The 22,471-nt window shown below is 64.2% G+C and carries 9 protein-coding genes; 4 read left to right on the forward strand and 5 right to left on the reverse strand.

What is annotated here, in order from left to right; all coding sequences use genetic code 11:
* Window positions 1-109: 109 nt before the first annotated feature.
* Both KGA89_RS27970 and KGA89_RS27975 read right to left on the reverse strand, forming a co-directional pair.
* Window positions 110-916 (reverse strand): alpha/beta fold hydrolase, encoded by an 807-nt coding sequence (locus KGA89_RS27970; RefSeq protein WP_003199496.1) that lies wholly within the window; start codon window positions 914-916, stop codon window positions 110-112.
* Between the two features lie 215 nt (window positions 917-1,131).
* Window positions 1,132-14,118 (reverse strand): non-ribosomal peptide synthetase, encoded by a 12,987-nt coding sequence (locus KGA89_RS27975; protein ID WP_223473064.1) that lies wholly within the window; start codon window positions 14,116-14,118, stop codon window positions 1,132-1,134.
* 283 nt (window positions 14,119-14,401) lie between these two features.
* On the opposite strand from KGA89_RS27975, the gene KGA89_RS27980 reads away from it, so the two are divergent.
* The gene (locus KGA89_RS27980) at window positions 14,402-14,950 is read left to right on the forward strand and encodes an RNA polymerase factor sigma-70 (RefSeq protein WP_003199492.1); all 549 of its coding nucleotides are present in this window, start codon (window positions 14,402-14,404) and stop codon (window positions 14,948-14,950) included.
* 65 nt (window positions 14,951-15,015) lie between these two features.
* Here the strand turns inward: KGA89_RS27980 and KGA89_RS27985 are convergent, their stop codons facing one another.
* The 3 genes from KGA89_RS27985 to KGA89_RS27995 form a co-directional block, all read right to left on the reverse strand.
* Window positions 15,016-16,029 carry a GNAT family N-acetyltransferase gene (locus KGA89_RS27985; protein WP_223473065.1) on the reverse strand — a complete coding sequence of 338 codons (1,014 nt, stop codon included), beginning with the start codon at window positions 16,027-16,029 and terminating at the stop codon, window positions 15,016-15,018.
* A 70-nt stretch (window positions 16,030-16,099) separates the two neighbouring features.
* Entirely contained in the window at window positions 16,100-16,876 is a 777-nt protein-coding gene (locus KGA89_RS27990; RefSeq protein ID WP_223473091.1) for a substrate-binding periplasmic protein, read from the reverse strand.
* Window positions 16,877-16,975: 99 nt separating this feature from the next.
* The gene (locus KGA89_RS27995) at window positions 16,976-17,617 is read right to left on the reverse strand and encodes a TetR/AcrR family transcriptional regulator (RefSeq protein WP_223473066.1); all 642 of its coding nucleotides are present in this window, start codon (window positions 17,615-17,617) and stop codon (window positions 16,976-16,978) included.
* Between the two features lie 180 nt (window positions 17,618-17,797).
* On the opposite strand from KGA89_RS27995, the gene KGA89_RS28000 reads away from it, so the two are divergent.
* The 3 genes from KGA89_RS28000 to atuD are packed head-to-tail and all read left to right on the forward strand — an operon-like array spanning window position 17,798 to window position 22,409.
* On the forward strand, window positions 17,798-19,588 hold the full coding sequence (locus KGA89_RS28000) for an acyclic terpene utilization AtuA family protein (RefSeq protein ID WP_223473067.1): 1,791 nt from the start codon (window positions 17,798-17,800) through the stop codon (window positions 19,586-19,588).
* A 13-nt stretch (window positions 19,589-19,601) separates the two neighbouring features.
* Complete coding sequence (atuC, locus tag KGA89_RS28005; RefSeq protein ID WP_223473068.1) at window positions 19,602-21,218, forward strand: geranyl-CoA carboxylase subunit beta; 1,617 nt, start codon at window positions 19,602-19,604, stop codon at window positions 21,216-21,218.
* Window positions 21,219-21,251: 33 nt separating this feature from the next.
* Complete coding sequence (gene atuD / locus KGA89_RS28010; protein ID WP_079305661.1) at window positions 21,252-22,409, forward strand: citronellyl-CoA dehydrogenase; 1,158 nt, start codon at window positions 21,252-21,254, stop codon at window positions 22,407-22,409.
* The last annotated feature ends 62 nt before the right edge of the window (window positions 22,410-22,471 follow it).

Below are 22,471 nucleotides of genomic sequence, written 5' to 3' on the forward strand. Positions count from 1 at the left end.
CGGCAGATCAGTCAGCATTGATATGACAGACACACCGCAATCGCGAGCAAGCTCGCTCCCACAGGGGCTTTGCATCGGTCACAAAATCCCTGTTCGCGATGACGGCGGATCAGTTGCGCAATAACCCCAGCAATGTCCGATTCACGAATTCAGGGTTCTCCAGGTTGGAGATGTGCCCCGCCTCCGGAATCAGTATATGTGGGCAACCGATCAACTCGGCCATCTCCATGGACTCGGACGGCGGACGCGGTTTGTCCTGGTCGCCACACATCACCACCGTGCGCTTGGCATCCAGTTCATGCAGGCGCGGCAGGATGTCGTCCCGACCGAAAATGATCCGCCCCAGCGGCACGATACTGTCGCGCAGGCGATCGGTCGGCAACGCGGCCAGCGCGGCGCGAAACTGCTGATAGAGCGCCGACTGCGGGTCGATCCCCGGCCGGAAGAAGATTGGCACGATGATGTCCAGCAACGGCTCGGGAACGCTGCCGCTGGCTTCGATCTTGTCGAACAACGAGAAGTAGTACTGGCGGGTCGGTTCCGGCTCGACACCGACGTAGGTGTCCATCAATACCAGCGACAGCACGCGCTCAGGCGCCGCCAGCGCCAGCCGTGCCCCCCACATCCCGCCCACCGAGAGCCCGAGCAGGTTGAAACAGTCGATGCCCAGATGATCCATCAATGCCAATGCCTGACGAGCCAGGTCGTCCAGGGAGGTCATGCCCTCAGGCAAACGCCCGGACTGGCCGTGCCCCCACAAGTCCAGGGCGATGACCCGGTAATGTTGGGACAACACCTCGATCTGCGGCGCCCACATGGTGTGGTCCCACAGATAGCTGCTGCCCAGCAGCACCACCGGGCCCTGGCCTTGGTCCAGGTAGTGAAGCGGTTGTCCGTCAATGATTGAAAAGGGCATGGGTGACCTCCTTGTTTGTGTCTGGAAAAAGCCTTGGGAGACTGAGCTGTGCAGGCTGAGCAGTCAACCTTTGAGCCGGCAGTGCCTATGCTGCCCTCATCGCGGGCAAGCCTTGCTCCCACAGGGTTGATGCTCGAACACAAATACTCTGTTCACAGCTGATCCCTGTGGGAGCAAGGCTTGCCCGCGAAGGGGTCCTTATAGACGCCGCAAAACTACATTCCTTCCAACTCCGCCATCAAATCATTCAACCGATCCACCTTCTCCTCAGTGATTTCGCCGACCGCCAGCCCATCGATGTAGTCGGCCAGTTCCTGCACCGTGCTGCATTCGAACATCGCCCGCAGCGGTACGTTGCGTTGCAGGGCCTTTTGCACCCGTGAGGCGATCTGCGTCGCCAGCAGGGAATGCCCGCCCAGTTCGAAGAAGTTGTCCCGCACCCCCACCCGCTCGACTTTCAGCACCTGGGCCCAGATGTCTGCCAGGGTCTGTTCCAGTTCATTGCCGGGGGCTTGGTAGTCCTGGCTTTGCAACTGACCGATCTCCAGGGTCGGCAAGGCCTTGCGATCGAGTTTGCCGTTGGCGTTGAGGGGTAGGCGCTCGAGCCACAGCCAGTGCAGCGGCACCATGTATTCCGGCAGTTCGGCCCGCAGGCGCTGCTTGATGCGCTCCAGTCGTTCGGCGGATTTGAGCGCCGAGTCGGTGGCCACGAGGTAGCCCACCAGATGCTTGCCATTGGCGCCCTCCTGCACACCCACCGCCCCATCGCGCACTTCCGGCTGTTCATGCAAGCGTGCTTCGATTTCCCCCAGTTCGATGCGGTAGCCGCGGATCTTTACCTGATGGTCGATGCGCCCGACATACTCCAACACCCCATCGCTGCGCCGCCGTGCCAGGTCGCCGGTGCGGTACAGCCGCTCCCCCGGCGCGCCGAACGGGTTCGGCACAAAGACCGGGGCGGTGCGCAACGGATCGCTGACATAACCACGCCCGACCCCGGTGCCCGCTACGCATAGCTCACCCACCGCGCCCAGCGGCACCAGGTCCAGCGCGCCGTCGAGCAGGTACAGACGATTGTTGTCGGTGGGTGTGCCAATCGGCAGATACGTACCACGGGTCGAGGCCAGGTCGACCCGGAAGAACGCCACGTCGTCGGAGCATTCCGCCGGGCCGTAGGCATTGACCAGACCAATGTCCGGGTAACGCAACAACCACTGGTGGGCCAGTTCCGGCGGCATCGCTTCGCCGGTGGGCAGCATCCAGCGCAAGCCGTCCAGACCGATGCGTTCCTGGGCGAGCATGCCCTGGATCAACGACGGCACGCTTTCCAGCACGCTAATGCCCTGCTGCTGTACATGCTCCAGCAACCCTTGCGGGTCGTGGGCAATGGCGTTGGGCACGATGTCGACCCGGGCACCGAACAACGGCGCGGCCAGGAACTGCCAGACCGAAATATCGAAGCTCTGGGACGCCGTCTGGGCGATCACATCCGCCTCGCTCAGCGCCAGGTATGGCACCTTGCTCAGTTGGTTGTTGAGCATGCCCCGCTGTTCCACCATCACGCCTTTGGGCAGGCCGGTGGAACCGGAGGTGTAGATCACGTAGGCCAGGTTATCCGGCCCGCTGTAGATCCCTGGGTTTTCCAGCGAAAGAGCGCTGGCCTGGACGACTTCCCACACCAGCAACTTCGGCCGCCCGGAACAGGCGAACTCGTCCAGCAAAGCCTGCGCCTGGGCCTCGCAGGCCTGGGTGCAAACCAACAACGGCGTGCGACTCAATTCGATGATGCGGCTCAGGCGCTGGCTCGGCAGGCCCGGGTCCAGCGGCAGGTAGCCGGCACCGGCCTTGAAGCTGCCGATGATCATGCCCAGCAGCTCGGCATCCCGTTCGGCCAGCAGCGCCACGGGCTGATCCAGGCCGACACCGGACGCGATCAGGGCATGACCGAGGCGGTTGCTGCGCGCATTCAGCTCGGCGTAGCTGTAGCTCGCGTCCAGGCAACTGACCGCAGGGCGCTGCGGATGGGCCGCGACTCGGGCCTCGAACAGCTCGACGTAACTCTGCTCCAGCGGATAGGCATGCTCGCTCTGGTTGCAGCCCTCGATGAGGAAGTCCTGTTCTTCGGCACCGATCAGCGGCAGCTCGCTCATGTCGCCGTGCAAGCCCGCCATCAATGCCAGCAGCAACCGCTTGAACTCGCCCAGCAGCCCCTGGACGGTGCTTTCATCGAAGTAGCGCTGGTCGTATGAAAGGTGCAGCCCCAGGTCATCCCCCGGGTAGCAGACCGCCGTCAGCGGGAAATTGGTGTGGGTCCGGCCCGAGTCCGAAGTGGCATTGAGACTTTGGGCGCGGTCCAGCACCGAGACCTCCACCGGGGCATTCTCGAACACGAACAAACTGTCGAACAGAGGCTGGCCCTTGGGCAGTTCACTGACTTCCTGGATGCTCACCAGTGGCAGGTATTCGTACTCGCGCAGTTGCATGTTGCTGTCCAGCAAATCGCTGAGCCACTGGCGCACGCTGCAGCGCTGATAGTCTTCAGGCATCTGCACGCGCAAGGCGATGCTGTTGATGAACAGCCCCACGGTGCGTTGCATCTGCGGCAGCTCCACCGGACGCCCGGCCACAGTGACGCCGAACAGCACGTCGCGGTCGCCGCTGACCCGCCGCAGCACCAGGGCCCACGCCGCCTGGGCGAACGTGTTGACCGTCAGTTGATGGGCCTGGGCCAGTTCCCGTAGCCGTGCGCCATCCTCGACATCGAGACGGGTGTAGCAGTCGCCGACGATCATGCCGCCGCTGTCACCGGCGTGCTCGCGCAGGAACGGCCGGTCGCCAGGGATCGGCGTGGTCCGCTCGAAGCCTTGCAGGTTGCGCTGCCACCAATGGCGGGCTTCGGCCAGGCTCTGGTGCTGCAGCCAGCCGATGTAGTCGCGATAACGCGGTGGCACGGCCAACTGCGGTTCGCGGTTTTCACCCAGGGCGGTGTAGATCTCGAAGAAGTCGTCCATCAGCAGCGAACGGCACCACGCATCGATGAGGATGTGGTGGTTACTCATCATGAACCAGTAGCGTGCCGCGCCGACCCGAATCAGTCGCAGATGAAACGGCGCCTGGTTCAACAAATCGAAACCGGCTTCGCGCTCGTTCTTGAGCAGCGCCTGGAGCTTGGCTTCCTGGGCGTCTTCGGGCACCTCGGACCAGTCGAGGAAGTCCACCGGGGTGTGGCCGGGCTTGTGGATAATTTGCAGCATGTCTTCGCCGACGTTCCAGCAGAACGACGCGCGCAAGGCTTCATGCCGGGCGATGACCGCTTGCCAGGCCTGGGCAAAACGTTGCGGGTCCAGTTCGCTGTTGATGCGATAGCGATCCTGCATGTAGTACAGGCCCGTGCCAGGTTCCAGCAAGGTGTGCAACAGCATGCCTTCCTGCATCGGCGTCAGCGGGTAGACGTCTTCGATCTGCCCGGCCGGCACCGGCAGGCTGTCGAGCTGGCCCTGGGTCAGCTTCGCCAGGGGGAAATCCGATGGCGTCAGGCCGCCCGCCTCGTCTGTCAGGCAGTGCTCGATCAGGCGTTGCAACTCATCGAGGTAGGCCTCGGCCAGGGTGGCGATAGCCTGACGATCATGCCGTTCACGGCTGAACGTCCAGCGCAGCACCAACTCGCCGCCGCTGACCTGGCTGTCGACGCTCAGCTCATTAGGCAGCGGCACCTCGGGATCGTGGATCGCGCCCAGCGGCGCATCCAGCGGCTGGAACAGCGCATCCTGACCCAGGGTCTGGTCGAGCTGGCCCAGGTAGTTGAAGGTGATCGCCGCGCGCGGCAGGCTGGCCATCGTCTCGCGAGTCGCCGCGTCGGCCATGTAGCGCAATACGCCATGGCCGAGGCCCTTGTGGGGCACCGCGCGCAGTTGTTCCTTGATGGCCTTGATCGACGCACCGAAGCCTTCGGCCGCGGGGCTCAGGCGCACGGGATAGACGCTGGTGAACCAGCCGACGGTGCGGGTCAGGTCGATGTCGTCGAACAGCGCTTCGCGGCCGTGGCCTTCAAGCTGGACCAGGGCCGAGGCACGGCCACTCCAGCGGCACAGCACCCGGGCCAGCGCGGTAAGCAACAGGTCGTTGACCTGGGTGCGATAGGCGCTCGGCGCCTGTTGCAACAGTTGCCGGGTGCGCTCGGCGTCCAGGCGCACGCTGACGGTTTCAGCATGACGCTCCTGCAGTCCGCCCTCGGGATTCGCGCAGGGCAACTGCAGCTGCGCGCCACTCAACTGCGCTTGCCACCACTCCAGTTCTTCGCGCAGGGATTCGCTGCCGGCGTAAGCCAGCAAGCGCGCGGCCCAGTCGCGCAATGGGCTGGTCTTGGTCGGCAACTGCACCTGCTGCCCGGCGGTGAGCTGGCGGTAGACGGTTTGCAAATCGTCCATCAACACCCGCCACGACACACCGTCGACCACCAGGTGATGGATGACGATCAGCAAACGTTGCTGGCCGTCGGGTAACTGCGCCAGCACTGCGCGCAGCAATGGCCCGGTTGATAGATTGAAACGGCTCTGCGTCTGGGCAAACAACGCTTCGCAATCCTGCGCGGTGGCCACGGATATGTGCTGCAACAACGCCGCGTCTGACAATGGCTGGTGCTCGGCACGCCAGTGCCCGACGCTTTCGCCGAAGCCCAGGCGCAAGGCATCGTGGTGCTGGAAGACGCTGCGCAGCGCCTGTTCCAGAGGTTGCGGTTCCAGGGCCGTGGTCGGCGCCAGCACCAGCGCCTGGTTCCAGTGGTGCTGGTTGGGGATCTGGCGCTCGAAGAACCAGTGCTGGATCGGCGTCAACCCGGACTCCCCCTGCAACAGGCCCTGCTCGGCAAGCACCTGCTGGCTGCGCGTGGCAACCGCGGCCAGGGTCTGCACGGTCTGGTGCTGGAACAGGTCCCGGGGCGTGAAGTGAATGCCCTGCTGCCGGGCGCGGCTGACCACCTGGATGGACAGGATCGAATCACCGCCCAGCTCGAAGAAGTTATCGTTAAGGCCCACTTGCCCGACGTTCAGCACGTCGCACCAGATCGCCGCCAGGGTCTGCTCCAGGGCATTGCTTGGCGCCACGTAGTGTTGGCGATTGAGTTCGGGATCGGGCAACGGCAAGGCACGGCGGTCGAGCTTGCCGTTGGCGGTCAGCGGCATGCTCGCCAGCAGGATCAGGTGCGCGGGCACCATGTAGTCCGGCAGCTGGGCCTTGAGGTGGTTTTTCAAGGCTTCGCGCAGGGTCGCTTGTTGCTCGCCGTCCTGGCTGGCAAGGTCGCTCACCAGGTAGCCGGCCAGTTGCTTGCCGCCGGGCGTGTCGAAGGCCAGTACCACGGCCTCGCGCACCGCGTCATGTTCCAGCAGGCGGGTTTCGATTTCCCCCAGTTCGATGCGGAAGCCGCGGATTTTCACCTGATGGTCGATCCGTCCCAGGTACTCCACCAGACCGTCGGCACCCTGGCGCACCAGGTCGCCGGTGCGATAAAGGCGTCCGCCCTCGGTGGCGAACGGGTCGGCGACGAAACGCTCGGCGGTCATGCCAGGACGCTGGTGATAACCCTGGGCCAGACCGGCGCCGCCCACATACAACTCACCCGTGGCGCCTTGCGGCACCAACGCCAGGTCGGCGTCGAGGATGTATGCCACGCGGGCGCCAATCACGCTGCCAATCGGCACACTGGCAGCGCCCTCTTCCAGTCGCTCCGGGGCCAGGCTCGCCAACGGCATGACCACGGTTTCGGTCGGGCCATAGGCGTTGAAGAACAGGCTAGGGTTGAATGCCGCGCGAATGCGCTGCAAGTGCTCGCCGGTCAGGGCTTCGCCGCCGGTGATGCACATGCGCACCGGCAAGCTCTGGCCCTGGGTCGCCAGCCACTGGGCCAGCTGGCTGCCGTAGCTGGGGGTGAAGCCAAGAATGTTGATGCGATGCTGGCGAATCAGCCCACAGATTTCCTCGGCGTCCCATTGGCCCTGGGCCCGCAGCACCACGTGGGCGCCGCTGAGCAATGGCACCAGCAGTCGTTCGGTGGCCGCATCGAAGTTGATGGAGTAGAAATGCAGTTCGCAATCGTCCGGGCGCATGCCGAAACGCTGGATCACTGCCTGGCAATGCATGGCGATTTCACCGTGGGACACCACCACGCCCTTGGGCTTGCCGGTGGAGCCGGAAGTGTAGATCAGGTACGCCTGGTGTTGCGGCAGGTTGATCAGCGGCAGCGGCTGATCCGGGTATTGGGCCAGGGCTGGCGAATCATCGTCCAGGCACCAGCAGCCCACGCCCTCGGGCAATGCACCGAGGGCCTGGAACATCGCCCGGTCACTGAGCAGCAGGCTGATGCCGCTGTCCTCGATCATGTAGCTCAAGCGGTCCAGCGGGTATTCCGGGTCCAGCGGCACGTAGGCACCGCCGGCCTTGAGGATCGCCAGCAGGCCGATGACCATTTCCAGCGAACGCTCCAGGGCCAGGCCGACCCGCACCTGCGGCCCGACGCCTCGTTCGCGCAGCATCCAGGCCAGGCGATTGGCGCGGCTGTCCAGTTGCGCATACGTCAGGGTCTGCCCGGCGAAAGTCAGGGCCGACGCATCGGGACGCATCCGCGCCTGTTCGTCGAACAGTTCGTGGAGGCATTGGTCCAGGCGATGCTCACCGGGCTCGACGCCCAGGCTGTCGAGCAGCTGTTGCTGCTCGCGGGTGTCCAGCAACGGCAGTTCGCTCAGGCGTCGGGCCGGATCGACCAGCAACGCTTCCAGCAGATTGCGCCAGTGCCCAGCCATCCGCGCGATGCGCGGTTCGTCGAACAGGTCGGTGCTGTAGGTCAGGCAGCAACCCAGGCGCTGATCCAGGTCGGTGACTTCCAGGTTGAGGTCGAACTTGGTGGCCCGGGCGTCGTTGACCAGGTATTCCACAGTCATGCCGGCCAGCGTGCGGCTCTGCTGGAACTCCCAGCGCTGCACGTTGCACATCACCTGGAACAGCGGGTTGTAGGCCGCACTGCGCGGCGGCTGCAGGGCTTCCACCAGGTGATCGAAAGGCAAATCCTGATGGGACTGGCCTTCAATCACGGTGTGGCGCACCTGCTCGAACAGTTCGCCCACCGACATCTGCCCGTCGAGTTGGCAGCGCAGGACCTGGGTGTTGAGGAACGCCCCGATCAGCCCTTCGCTTTCCGGGCGGATGCGGTTCGCCACCGGCGCGCCGATGCGCAGGTCGGTCTGGCCACTGTAGCGATAGAGCAGCACGGCCAGGGCGGCGGTCATGGTCATGAACAGGGTCAGGCCCTGTTGCGCGTTGAAGGCACGGACCCGCGCCGCCAAATCATCACTGAGGTCGAAACGGAACAATTCACCGCGATGACTTTGCACCGATGGACGCGGGCGGTCGCCGGGCAGTTCCAGCGGCGGATGCTCGCGGCCCAATTGCGCGGTCCAATAGTCGAGTTGTCGCTGACGCTCGCCGGACTCCAGCCACTGACGCTGCCAGACGCTGTAGTCCAGGTACTGCACCGGCAAGGCTTCCAGCGGCGACTCACGGTCATCAATAAAGGCTTCGTACAGCGCGCTCAGTTCACGGGCGAAGATGTCCATCGCCCAGCCTTCGGTGACGATGTGGTGCAACGTCAGGACAAAGTAATGCTCATGCTCGGCGGTCTTGACCAGGCAGGCTCGCAGCAGCGGCGCGGTTTCCAGGTCGAAAGGCTGGTGGGCCTCACTGTCGGCCAGTTGTTGCACCCGCTGCTGGCGAATGTCGGCAGCCAGCATCGAAAAATCCTTCCAGCCCATGCGCAGACCCGTCTCGCCGTGCACCTGCTGGCGGGCCACGCCGTCGACGCTCGGGAACGTGGTGCGCAGGGTTTCGTGGCGCAGGATCAACGCCTGCAAGGCCGCCTCGAAACGCCCGACATCCAGCACCCCGCGCAACCGCGCCATGCCACCGACGTTGTAGGCCGGGCTGTCCGGCTCCATCTGCCAGAGGAACCACATGCGCTGCTGGGAATAGGACAGCGGCACCGGTTGGCTACGGTCAACTTTCTCGATCGGTGGCTGGCGGTTGGCCTGGCCGCTGGCCTGGATCAAGCGCACCTGTTCGGCGAAGGCGCCCAGCTCGCTGGCCTCGAACAAAGTGCGCAGCGGCAGTTCGACGTCACAGGTTTGGCGGGTGCGGGAAATGATCTGGGTCGCCAGCAGCGAATGACCGCCGAGGGCAAAGAAATCGTCCCGCAGGCCGATGCGCGCAAGGCCCAGCACCTCGCGCCAGATGCCGGCGATTTGCTGCTCCAGGGCGCTGGCCGGCTCGACGTGCTCGCGCACCTGCCATTGCGGCTCGGGCAAGGCGCGGCGGTCGAGCTTGCCGCTCGGGCCCAGGGGCATGGCGTCCAGGCGCAGCAGTTGGGCGGGCACCATGTGGTCCGGCAGTTCGGCGGCCAGGGCGGTTTTGAGCCGAATGTTCAACGCGTCCTGATCCTGAGCGACATCCGGGGCGGTGTAATAGCCGATTAACTGAGGGCCGGCCGAGGTGTCGCGCACCAACACCGCCACTTGGGCGACGCCGTCCTGGGCCAGCAGGCGCGCTTCGATTTCCTGCGGCTCGACCCGGAAACCGCGCAGCTTGACCTGCTGGTCGAGGCGGCCGAGGTACTCGATCACGCCGTCGGCGTTCCAACGCGCGCGGTCGCCGGTACGGTACAACCGCGCACCGGCCGGCCCCAGAGGGTCAGCGACAAAACGCTCGGCGCTCAGGCCCGGACGACCGAGGTAACCCCGGGCCAGGCCCAGGCCGCCGATGCACAGCTCGCCGGGCACGCCGGCCGGCACGGGATTGAGGTCGCTGTCGAGTACCCGGCACAGGACGTTGTCCAGGGGCCGGCCGATCGGCGAGCGCTCGCCATCGGCCTCGGTGCAATGCCAATGGGTGACGTTGATCGCGGTTTCGGTCGGGCCGTAGCGGTTGTGCAATTGCACCGCCGGCAGTTGCGCCAACACCCGCTTGCGCAGTTCGGCGGGCAAGGCTTCGCCACCGGAGAACAGCCGACGCAGGCTGCTGCAGCGGGCGCTCAGCGGCTCATTGACAAACAGGCTGAGCAACGGCGGCACGAAGTGCAGCGTGGTGACGCCAAACTGCTGCACCAACTGGGCGATGCGGTGCGGGTCACGGTGTTCGCCGGGGCCGGCCAGTACCAATTCGCTGCCGGTGATCAGAGGCCAGAAGCATTCCCAGACCGACACGTCGAAACTGATCGGCGCTTTTTGCATCAGCACATCGGTGGCATCCAGCCCGTAGGTCGCTTGCATCCATTGCAGGCGCTCGGCCAGGGCCGCGTGGGTATTGCCGACGCCTTTGGGCTGGCCGGTGGAGCCGGAGGTGTAGATCACGTAGGCCAGATGGTCGCCGTGCAGGTGCAGGCCCGGCGGATTGCTTGGCCATTGCTCCAGATGCAGGGCGTCCATGGCGATGACACTGACGCCGTCGCACGCCGGCAAACGTTCGAGCAGCTCGGTTTGGGTCAGCAGCAAGTCGACGCCACTGTCGTGGAGCATGTAGGCCAGGCGTTCGGCCGGGTAGTCCGCATCCAGCGGCACATAGGCACCGCCGGCCTTGATGACGGCCAGCACACCGATGAGCAGCCGCGGCGAGCGCTCGGCGGCAATCGCCACGCACACGTCCGGGCCAACGCCCTTGTCCCGCAGGTAATGGGCCAGGCGATTGGCCTGGGTGTGCAGCTCGGCATAATCGAGTTGACCACCGTCCCAGCGCAACGCAGTGCGTTGCGGCGTGCACCGGGCCTGTTCGTTCAACAGCTCCGGCAGCCATTGGCTGGCCGGCGCGCACGGGGCCGCGCTCCATTGCTGCTGTTGGCTGTGTTCATCGGCGGCCAATAACGGCACATCGCCGATGGCTTGCTGCGGATCGGCACAGACCGCCCGCAACAGGTTGCAGTAATGCGCCGCCAGCCGCTCGATGGTCGCCGCCTCGAACAGTTCGTCGGCGTAGTCGAACGACAGCGTCAAGCGGCCGTTGCGATCTTCTTCGCTGTGCAGTTGCAGGTCGAACTTGGCTTCGCGGCTGTGCCACGGCAACTCCTCGGCCAGCAACCCCGGCAGGCGCCGCAAGGCACTCAAGTCACGCTGCTGGTGGTTGAACATCACCTGGAACAGGCCTTGTTCACGCGCCTCGGGAAACGCTTCGAGCAGTTGTTCGAACGGCAGGTCCTGGTGGACCTGGGCACCGAGTGTGGCTTCCCGGGCCTGGGCCAGCAGCGCAGCGAATGGCTGACGTGAATCGACCTGCCCGCGCAGCACCTGGGTGTTGATGAAGAAGCCGATCAGCCCCTGGGTTTCCAGGCGCGGACGGTTGGCGTTGGGCACGCCGATGCGGATGTCGGATTGGCCGGTGTAACGCTGCAACAGCGCCTGGAAGGCTGCCAGCAACAGCATGAACGGCGTTGCGTCGTGTGCCTGGGCCACGTGGCGCAAGGTATCGCAGAGGCCCTTGTCCAGGCGCAGGCTATGCCGCGCGGCACTGCGCTGGCGTTGAGCGCTGCGTGGATGATCCGTGCCCAGCACCAGGGCCGAAGGTTCCGCGCCCAGTTGCTGCTTCCAGTAGCTCAGTTGGTGCTCGGCCTCGCCTTGGGCGAGCCACTGGCGCTGCCAACTGCCGTAGTCGGCGTATTGCAAGGGCAACGGCGCCAGCTCGGCGAGCTGACCTTGGGAGGCGGCGGCGTACAAGCGGGAGAATTCTTCAATCAACACATTCATCGACCAGCCGTCGGCGATGATGTGGTGCAGTGTCACCAGCAGCTGATGGTCATCCTCGTCGAGACGCAACAGGCTGACCCGCAGCAGCGGCCCCTTCTCCAGATCAAACGGCGTGGCCGCTTCGTCTTCTCGAACCTGCCGCGCCCGGGCTTCGCGCATGTCGGCAGGCAGGTCGCCGAGATCGATGACATGCAGCTTGAATTCACCGGCCGGATCGACCTGTTGCAGGGCCACGCCATCCCGCTCCAGGAACCGCGTGCGCAGGGACTCATGACGCTCGATCAGTCGCTGGAAACTGGCGCGCAACGCGTCTTCGTCCAGCTCGCCGCGCAGGTGCAAGGCGCCAGGAATGTTGTAGGCATGGCTCGTCGGATCGAGCTGCCAGGTAAACCACAAACGGTTCTGGGCCAGGGATTGCGGCAACGCATCGTCGCGCGACAATGCGCTGATCGCGCCTTGAGGCTGGCCGCCGTCCTGTTGCTGGTTCGCCACCGCTGCGGCGAACGCGGCCAGGGTTGGCGCTTCGAACAGCAGGCGCAGGTTCAGTTCCAGCCCCAGGGTTTCCCGTAGTCGTGCGATCACCTGGGTGGCGGAGATGGAATTACCGCCCAGCAGGAAGAAATGATCGTCAGCCTGGACCTGTTCGACCTGCAGTTGCTCGCGCCAGATTTGGCCGATGAGCGTTTGCAGCTCGGATGACGGCGCAGATTCGTCAGCGACTTCTGCCTCGGCTGATGGGAACTGTGCATAACTGTCCAAGCTGCCGTCAGCCAATCGAATGCGGCACGCCGAGCGCTGCAACTTGCCGCTGGAGGTCTTGGGCAACGCGCCGGGATTGAGCAGCACCACCACGCTCGGGGCTTGCTGGCAGGCCTCGGCCACGGCCTGGCGAATGGCTTTGATCAAGGCTTCGGGCGGGAGGATTTTCTGCACGCTGCGGCTGATTTCCGCAGCGATACCGATGCCTTCCTCGCCGCCATCGTTGACCGCGAACGCGGCCACGCGGCCCTTGCGCACCACCTCCACTTCGCGCTCGATGGTTTGCTCGATGTCCTGGGGATAGAGGTTATGCCCGCGCACGATCAGCAGGTCTTTCAGGCGGCCGGTGATGAACAGTTCGCCGCCGCGCAGGAAACCCAGGTCACCGGTACGCAGCCAGGTCCGCCCGTCGTGCTGGACAAAGGTCTTGGCGCTGGCTTCAGGGTTGCGCCAGTAACCCAGGGCGATGCTCGGCCCAGCAGCCCAGACTTCACCGACCTGATTGTCGGCCAGCGGCTGCAACGTGGCGGGTTCGACGATCAGCACCGCGTGCCCGGGCTGGCTGACACCGCAACTCATCACCGCACGGCCCTGCCCCGGCTCGGCACGGTTTTGCGTCAGTGCCGCATCATCCACCCGCAGCGAAGGAATGCCGTGGCGGCGTGGCGTACCGGCGACGAACAGGGTCGCTTCTGCCAGGCCGTAGGAGGCCATGAAATTGTCCGGCGTGAAGCCGCACGGGGCGAACTTCTCGGCAAACCGCTCCAGCGTGTCGAGACGGATCGGCTCGGAACCGGAATAGGCCACGCGCCAGCCGCTCAGGTCGAGACGCTGCAGGGCCGAGTCACTGACCCGTTCGCTGCACAGCCGATAGGCGAAATCCGGGCCACCGCTGATAGTGCCGCCGTATTCGCTGATTGCTTCGAGCCAACGCAGGGGCCGGGCCAGGAAGTAGGCCGGCGACATCAATACGCAGGGGACGCCGCTGAACACCGGCTGCAGCAAGCCGCCAATCAGCCCCATGTCGTGGTACAGCGGCAGCCAGCTGACGATGACGTCATCGGGGTTCAGGTCGATGCCGAAGCCATGACGGATCAGCAGTTCGTTAGCGACCAGGTTGCCGTGGCTGACCTGCACGCCCTTGGGCAACGCGGTGGAGCCGGAGGTGTATTGCAGGAAGGCAATGTCATCGTCCTGCAGCGTCGGCATCCGCCATTGTCCGGCGCGGGCTGGGTCGAGGGTATCAACGCACAACACTGGCGGCGCCGATTCGATGGCTTGCAACGGCTCGCGCAGATCACTGCTGGTGAGCAGCAGGCGCGGTTCGGCGTCTTTGAGGATCGACAGCAAGCGCTCTTGATGATGGCGACGGGCGGACTCCGGCGGATAGGCCGGCACGGCAATCACCCCGGCATAGAGGCAGCCAAAGAACGCCGCGACGTAATCCGGGCCGCTGGGGAACAGCAGCACGGCGCGATCCCCCAGCGCGGCCTCGGCCTGCAAGGTGGCGGCGATGGTCCGGGCACGCAGGTCCAGGTCGCGATAACTCAATACCACACCCTGCCCTGGGGTGTCGGCGAGGAAGCGCAGGGCCACCCGGTCCGGCGTCAACGCGGCGCGGCGCTGGAGGGCATGAGCCAGGGTGATGGGGAGTTCGAACGCGTCGGTCATGGGGGTTTCCTGCCTGGATTCGGCTTGCAAGTTGTCACCCATGGGAACGGATAGTCCCGACAAATAATTAGTCGAGGAGCCTACTCACCGAGGCATCGAACCGAAGCATCCGCCAGCCACGCGCCGCGGCAATGAGTCGCGGCATCAAGGCTGGACGCTGCATCATCAATAATTCTTCTTCTCAATTGACAATCATTATCATTAAGCCTAATTTGGCGCTCGATGTGTAGGGCGAGTGCGGCATCCGGACGTCCTGCTAACTTTTTGCAGCAAGGTGAATTCCATGACGGAACAAGTATCCACAAGCAGGTGCGACTCACCGTTACTCCAGGCATTCGTGGACAACCGATTGATCCTGGTCAAGATCGCGGCACGCATTACCGGCTGCCGATCCCGTGCCGAAGATGTGGTGCAGGACGCGTTTTTCCGGCTGCAATCGGCGCCCCAGATCACCTCCTCGTTCAAGGCACAGCTCAGCTATCTGTTCCAGATCGTGCGCAACCTGGCGATCGATCACTACCGCAAGCAGGCGCTGGAACTGAAATACTCGGGGCCGGAAGAGGAAGGGTTGAACGTGGTGATCCAGGGTGCTTCGCCAGAAACCTCCCATATCAACTTTTCCACGCTGGAGCACATCGCCGACGCGCTGACCGAACTGCCCAGCCGCACCCGCTATGCCTTCGAGATGTATCGCCTGCATGGCGTGCCGCAGAAGGACATCGCCAAGGAGCTGGGCGTCTCGCCGACCCTGGTGAACTTCATGATCCGCGATGCCCTGGTGCATTGCCGCAAGGTGTCGGGGGTTCGGGGGGATACCTTCGCCCGGCGGTAACTTGCGGTGGTTTTACCGGCCTCATCGCGAGCAAGCTCGCGACGAGGCCCTAAGGCCCTACTCCCTTACATCAACCCACACCGATCAAAAAACCGCTCACGCCCCAGGATCATCAGCGCCGCGCGCTTGTGGGGGAAATCGAATTCCTTTTCACAATGGAAGCACTGGTTGTGCAGGTGCCCGATCATCCGGGCATTGTCGGCCCGGGGCTCGGCGACCACGCGCTGGGTGCGCGGGTCGTCCAGGAACAGGTAATGCACCAGCGCCGACAACCAGCTCGCCACCTTGTGCGGCCCCCGGTGTTGCTCTTCGCCCACCAGCATGTGGATGCCGCGATCGTAGTTGCCGGCGGCATAGAACGGCGCGATCCGATCTTCCTTGGCCCAATAGGCTTCGAAATAAGCGAACGGCTGGTCATCGAAGCAGCCGATCAGGGTCAAGACCCGGGGATCGGCCTGCAGCTTGCCCAGGTACTCGCGATGCTGTTCCAGGCTGCCCTCCTCCTGCCAGAAGCTCGCCACTCGCGGGCTGTTCTGCCAGCGGTTGAAACGCGTAAGGTCCTGCTCGATTTCCAAGGTGCGCAAGGACACCCAGGCGCCCAGCCGCGCATCAAAACGCCGGTACACCTCGCCACGAGGCTTGATGGGCCGGCGTGGATGGCGCTGGCCATCGGTGATGATCATGTGTTGCGGGTAACTGCCGTTGAACGACACTCCCAGCCAGGGCTGCGGCAATTGCCAGAACATCGTGCGCTCGCAAATGTATTCACCGGCACGTTCGGTGGCCATCAACAAACCGCTGAGCAAGGCTTCGCCGGGGCGCTCGTCGAGGTGCCAGGTCAGGCGCTGGCAGTCGGGGTCGCGAGCAAACAGCCAATAGCAGGCCGCCCACAGCGCCGGGCCCACTGGTCGGTCGTCGAGTTCCTGCAAGTGCACGTGCAACTCGGGACCGCGCGCAAGGCGCAGCCGGATCAGCGGCGCACCTTCGAGCATCAGGCTCAGGTGGCGTTCGGTTTCATCGGCGCCGAGGCGACGGCCGCCGGGCAAGGGCAACGTCGTCGGGGGGTTGAGGTTGGACATGGGAGGGGCTCGCGTATTCGTCGGTAGTCAACGTGGGACGTGAACCAGGAAGGGAAATTTAGTGGTGCATTCAATGGGTATGCATGGGCACCAGATGAATCTGGTAGGGCTGGAAAATCTTCAGCAACTGACCGTTATCCCGCAACATTTGCAGCAACTGCGCAAACGCCTCACTGGAAATGGGCGCCTGCGGGCGGATCAGCGCGTAATGGTGGTAGACCTGATCGATGCGTTCAGACACCAGCAATTGCGGGCCGACTTCGGGGTTGCGCAACACGTAATCGTTGAGGTACGAACGGGTCACCAGGGCGATATCCGCGCGCCCGCGCAAGACCATCAGCAGGTTGCTGTCGTGGGAGTACGTCAGCGTGGCGTTGTATTGGCCGGTAAGGAACTTGGGATCGGCGTTGAATTCGGCAAAGGCATAGTGATAACCGCTGAACAGTGCCAGGCGCTTGCCCCTGAGGTCGGTGAAATAACTTTGCTGTCGATCCGGCTCGCTCTGGGCGACGAAGACTTCCGCATCCTCCAGGCCCATGTCTACCGAGGTGTGCGGCACGTCCTGCCAGCCCCAGGCCGGGTTCTCGAAGATCGCCATGTCGACCCGGCCCTGCTTGAAATCATTGAAGCGGCGCGGGATCGATGTTGGCACCAGCACGAACTGATAGTCCGTTTGCGCCTGGTTCAAGGCCTCCACCATTTGCGGAAGCAGGCCGGTGTCGGCGCCGTTCTCGGGACGAACGGTATAAGGCGGAAAATGCGCCGCGCCGATCCGTACCAGTTGCGCTGCCTCGGTCGGCAACGCCAGGAAAACGGCCAGAGCAGCCAGCACCAGACGCGAGGTCATCCCCATCGGCGAAAACGTCAAGATAACCCACTCCCCAAAAGTCCCATCAATAACAATCAAGCTAGGCGGTTTCAGCCACTTAGCCAGCCACACGGTCATTCAAGGCACTGCTCGATTATTGTTTTCTTCAAGCACCAGGATCAGGGCTTGCTCGGCCAGCTCATCGAGGCTCAGGCTGCCTTCGGCGCGAAACCAGGTGGTGGTCCAGGACAGCGCTCCCGTGAGGAACCGCCGGGTAATGAACACGTCTCCACGAATATACCCGGCCTCCTTGGCCTGGCCCAGCACCTCGAGCCACAAGTCCTCATAAATATCACGCAGGGCCAGCACATGCCGCTGCCCATCCTGCGATAGCGAACGCCATTCATAGACCAGCACCGCCATGGCCTCGCCGGTGCCGCCCATGATCGACTGCAATTCGCAGCGGATCAGCGCCAATACCCGCTCACGCACGCTGTCGGCCTCGGCCAGGGCGGCGCGCATCAATGCGGTGTTGTAGCGGATGGTTTCTTCCATCACCGCCCGCAGGATTTCGTCCTTGCTCTTGAAATGGTGAAAGATGCTGCCCGACTGAATGCCCACGGCACTGGCCAGGTCACGCACCGTGGTGCGCTCGAAGCCTTTGTTGCGAAACAGGTGGGCGGCGGTCTGGAGCAGTTTGCCGCGAGCACTGTCCGGGTCGGTCAGTTGCCCGTTGTCGACCAGCTCCCGCATCACGCCCAGGGCTTTTTGCTCGTCCACCCATTCTCTCCTACAGTCGATCAACCCACGCGCGAGCATTGCACACCAAACCATCAGTGGCGCGGGCAATTTAAGCTGACCGAGGCAGCCAAGCAAGCGCTCGGCCAGAAGAACCAGTCGTCGTTTACAAACCAAGCGCTTGCTTGGTAGTCTCGAACCACCTTTGCCGGAGGGAACGCCATGCCAAAAACGATCCGTATCGGTTGCGCCAGCGCCTTCTGGGGCGATACCTGTACAGCGGCAGCGCAACTGGTCGAGGGCGGGGCGCTGGATTACCTGGTATTCGACTACCTGGCCGAGGTGACGATATCGATCATGGCCGGGGCGCGCCTGAAGGATTCTTCGAGCGGTTATGCCACGGACTTCATTGAGGTCCTCACACCGCTGCTACGGCGTTTGCATGACCACGGCATCCGTGTCATCAGCAACGCCGGCGGGGTCAACCCCCAGGCCTGTGCGAAGGCCCTGCAAGCGGCCTGCGATCAGGCCGGCGTGCCGTTGAAGATCGCCGTGCTGCTGGGCGATGACCTGCAACCGCAATTCGATCGACTCGCCGCCCAAGACATTCGCGAAATGTTCAGTGGCGAACCCCTGCCCTGCGCGTGCGTGTCCATCAACGCCTACCTTGGCGCGCCCGGCATCGTCGAGGCGTTGCGCCTGGGGGCCGATATCGTGATCACCGGACGCGTGGTGGACAGCGCCGTGGTCAGCGCGGCCTTGGTGCATGAATTCGGCTGGGCCTGGGACGATTACGACCGATTGGCCCAGGCCGCACTGGCTGGGCACCTGATCGAATGCGGCGCCCAGTGCACGGGCGGCAACTTCACCGACTGGCAGCAAGTGCCGGATTACGAGCACATCGGCTTTCCCATCGTCGAGGTCAGCGCCGACGGCCAGTTCACGGTCACCAAAGCCGAAGGCAGCGGCGGGTTGGTCACGCCATTGACCGTCGGCGAGCAGTTGCTCTACGAAATCGGCGACCCGCAAGGCTATCTGTTGCCGGACGTGGTCTGTGACTTCAGCCAGGTCAGGTTGATCCAGCAAGGCAAGCACGCCGTGCGCGTCCACGGCGCCAAGGGCTTGCCACCCACCGATCAATACAAGGTCAGCGCCACCTGGCTGGACGGCTGGCGCTGCACCGCCACCTGCCTGATCGCCGGCATTGATGCGGTGGCCAAGGCTGAACGGGTCAGCCAGGCAATCGTCGCCAAGACCTCACAGGTGTTCAGCCAGCATGGCTGGGCGCCCTACAGCGAAGTGGACATCGAACTGCTGGGCAGCGAAGCCACTTACGGCCAGCACGGCCAACGCCAGGACAGCCGTGAGGTGGTGATCAAGCTGGCGGTACGGCACTCGGACAAACAGCCGCTGGTGCTGTTTTCCAGGGAAATCGCCCAGGCCGCCACCGGCATGGCGCCAGGGCTGACGGGGCTGGTCGGTGGCCGGCCGACGGTGTCGCCGTTGATTCGCCTGTTCTCGTTCCTGACCGACAAAACCACTTGCCGGCTCGACATCGAACTCGACGGCCAGCGTCACCCTTGCCCCCTGCCCGCGTTCGAACCGCTGCACACCGTCGATCTGCCCGTTGCCCCGGACCTGCCCAAACCCCAGGGCCGGGCCGATGCCAGCGTGCCGTTGGTCAAACTGGCGGTGGCGCGCTCCGGCGACAAGGGCAACCACAGCAACATTGGCGTGATCGCCCGGGAACCCGAATACCTGCCCTGGATCGCCGAAGCACTGACGCCGGAGGTGATGGTCGATTGGATGAGCCACGTGCTCGACCCGCGCTTGGGCCGGGTCGAACGCTGGTACCTGCCGGGCACCCACAGTTTGAATTTCCTGCTGGAAAACGCCCTCGGCGGCGGCGGTGTCGCCAGCCTGCGCATCGATCCCCAGGGCAAGGCGTTCGCCCAGCAGTTGCTGGAGATTCAGATTCCGGTGCCGCAAGGCATCGCCGACCAGGTCAACTAAGGGACGGTCGCCAATGCCAGTCATCGAATCGCACCTTGATCCCCACAGTGCTGACTTCACACGCAACCACGCGGCGATGCTGGCTGGTGTCGAACAGCTGCGCCAGCTCGAACAGGCCGTGCTGGAGAAAGCCGCCCAGGCCCAGGGCAAGTTCGACCAGCGCGGCCAGTTGTTGCCGCGCCAGCGCCTGAACCTGCTGCTGGACCCTGGCGCGCCGTTCCTCGAACTGGCGAGCCTGGCCGGCTACAAACTCCATGACGACAAGGACGGCAGCCAGGCCGGCGGCGGCCTGATCGCCGGGATCGGCTACGTGTCCGGGGTGCGGCTGCTGGTGGTGGCCAACAACAGCGCAATCAAGGGCGGCACGATTTCCCCCAGCGGCTTGTACAAGACCCTGCGCCTGCAACAGATCGCCATGGAGAACAAACTGCCGGTCATCACCCTCGCCGAAAGCGGCGGCGCCAATCTCAATTACGCGGCGCAGATTTTCGTCGAAGGCGCGCGCTGCTTCGCCAACCAGGCACGCATGTCGGCCATGGGCCTGCCACAGATCACCGTGGTGCATGGCTCGGCCACCGCAGGCGGGGCTTATCAGCCAGGGTTGTCGGATTACGTGGTGGTGGTGCGCGACAAGGCGCGGCTGTTCCTGGCCGGGCCGCCGCTGCTCAAGGCCGCGACCGGCGAAGTGGCCAGCGAGGAGGAACTGGGCGGTGCACAGATGCATGCGCAGGTGGCCGGCACCGCCGAATACCTGGCCGAGAACGACGCCGACGGCGTGCGCCTGGCCCGGGAGATCCTCAGCCTGCTGCCCTGGAATGCGCAACTGCCGCCACAGCTCGAACGGACGTGGACGGAACCGCTCTACCCCGCCGACGAATTATTGGGACTGGTCCCCGACGACCCGAAGAAACCCTATGACGTGCAGGAAATCATCGCCCGCATCGCCGACGGCTCGAATTTCCTGGCCTTCAAAAGCGAGTTCGACGCCCAGACGATTTGCGGCCACGTGCACATTCGCGGCCACGCCTGCGGCCTGATCGGAAACAACGGACCGATCACGCCGCAAGGCGCCAGCAAGGCCGCGCAGTTCATCCAGTTGTGCGACCAGAGCCGCACGCCGTTGCTGTTTTTGCACAACACCACCGGGTTCATGGTCGGCACCGAGTCGGAGCGACAAGGGGTGATCAAGCACGGCGCCAAGATGATCCAGGCCGTGGCCAATGCCCGAGTGCCCAAGCTGACCGTCGTGGTGGGCGGCTCCTACGGCGCCGGCAATTACGCCATGTGCGGGCGTGGGCTGGACCCACGCTTCATCTTCGCCTGGCCCAACAGCCATACGGCAGTGATGGGCGGCGCCCAGGCCGGCAAGGTCCTGCGCATGGTCACCGAGGCCACGCAGATCAAGAACGGCCTGACCCCCGACCCGAAGATGCTGGACCTGCTCGAGCAAACCACCGCGCAGAAACTCGACAGCCAGTCCACCGCTCTCTACGGCAGCGCCAGCCTGTGGGACGACGGGCTCGTCGACCCGCGCGACACCCGCACACTGCTGGGCTACCTGCTAGACATCTGTCACGAGGCCGAGCAGCGGCCACTGCAAGCCAACAGCTTCGGCGTGGCCCGTTTCTGAGGACGCTCCACGGCTCACAGGAGAACACTAGAAATGATCTTCACCCAGGAACACGAAGCACTGCGGCGCACCGTCCGCCAGTTTGTCGAGCATGACATCAACCCCTACGTCGACGAATGGGAGAAGGCCGGGCGTTTCCCCATCCACGAGGTTTTCCGCAAGGCCGGCGAGCTGGGCCTGCTGGGCATTTCCAAACCAGCTGCCTTCGGCGGCATGGGCCTGGACTACAGCTATTCGATCGTCGCGGCCGAGGAATTCGGCACCATTCATTGCGGCGGCGTGCCCATGTCCATCGGCGTCCAGACCGACATGTGCACCCCGGCCCTGGCCCGCTTCGGCTCCGATGAGTTGCGTGAAGCGTTCCTGCGCCCGGCCATCCGCGGCGAACAGGTCGGCTGCATCGGCGTCTCGGAGGTCGGCGCCGGCTCCGACGTCGCCGGCCTCAAGACCACGGCGCGCAAGGACGGCGACGACTACGTCATCAACGGCAGCAAGATGTGGATCACCAATGCACCCAGCGCCGATTTCATTTGCCTGCTGGCCAACACCTCGGACGACAAGCCCCACGTCAACAAATCGCTGATCATGGTGCCGATGCACAGCCCCGGCATCAGCCTCGGCCAGCACTTGGACAAACTCGGCATGCGCAGCTCGGAAACCGCCCAGGTGTTTTTCGACGACGTGCGGGTGCCACAACGCAATCGCATCGGCCAGGAAGGCGCCGGGTTCATGATGCAGATGCTGCAGTTCCAGGAAGAACGCCTGTTCGGCGCGGCCAACATGCTCAAGGGCCTGGAGCATTGCATCGACAGCACCATCGCGTACTGCAAGGAACGCAAGACCTTCGGCGCGGCCCTGATCGACAACCAGGTGATCCACTTTCGCCTGGCGGAACTGGCCAGCGAGATCGAATGCCTGCGGGCGCTGGTCTACCAGGCCACCGAGCAGTACATCAACGGCCAGGACGTCACGCGGCTGGCGTCGATGGCCAAGCTCAAGGCCGGACGCCTGGCCCGGGAAACCACCGACAGTTGCCTGCAATACTGGGGCGGCATGGGCTTCATGTGGGACAACCCGGTCGCCCGGGCGTATCGCGACGTGCGGCTGGTGTCCATAGGTGCCGGTGCGGACGAGATCATGCTGGGCATCATCTGCAAGCTCATGGGGATTTTGCCGGGGAAGAAAAACTGAGTACATCGCCTGCCAGACCGCCATCACGAGCAAGCTTTGCTCCCACAGCTGAATGCACTCAC

Origin of the sequence: Pseudomonas sp. A-RE-22 (genome assembly GCF_019956035.1) — a bacterium.
GTDB lineage: Bacteria > Pseudomonadota > Gammaproteobacteria > Pseudomonadales > Pseudomonadaceae > Aquipseudomonas > Aquipseudomonas brassicacearum.